We start from the raw sequence: 350 nt of genomic DNA, 5'->3' as shown, positions 1-350 counted from the left end.
GATGATTAATTTTTCATCTTCAACAAGGGCAGACTCGTCAACTTTAGGCCATGCTGCATCTAAAATGTCACCCTCTTTACCAAGCTCTTGCCATAACTGGTGCGATAAATGCGGCGTAATTGGCGCAAGCATAATAAGTAGGGCTTCTAATGCTTCGTTAGCAATAGCAACATCTTGCTTATCGTTTAACGGCGCTTTTAATAACTTATTAGAGAGCTCCATAATGGCAGCAATTGCAGTGTTAAACGTTTGACGACGCTCAATATCATCGCTCACTTTTGCAATGGCTTTGTGTAGCTCACGACGCAGTACTTTTTGTGGGTTACTAAGCGCTGATTTATCAAGTGCTT

Annotated in this window: 1 protein-coding gene; it reads right to left on the bottom strand. The window is 41.7% G+C overall.

Translation table 11 applies throughout. From position 1 onward, the window contains the following. A partial coding sequence (locus B4F91_RS14815) for a class I tRNA ligase family protein (RefSeq protein WP_288635941.1) occupies positions 1 to 350 on the bottom strand: 350 nt, incomplete at both ends.

It is taken from the genome of Pseudoalteromonas sp. UBA6610 (assembly GCF_002433295.1).
In the GTDB taxonomy this organism is placed as follows: Bacteria; Pseudomonadota; Gammaproteobacteria; order Enterobacterales; family Alteromonadaceae; genus Pseudoalteromonas; species Pseudoalteromonas atlantica.
The sequence above is the reverse complement of the archived record's forward strand: the minus strand, read 5'-3'. Positions and strand labels throughout refer to the sequence as shown.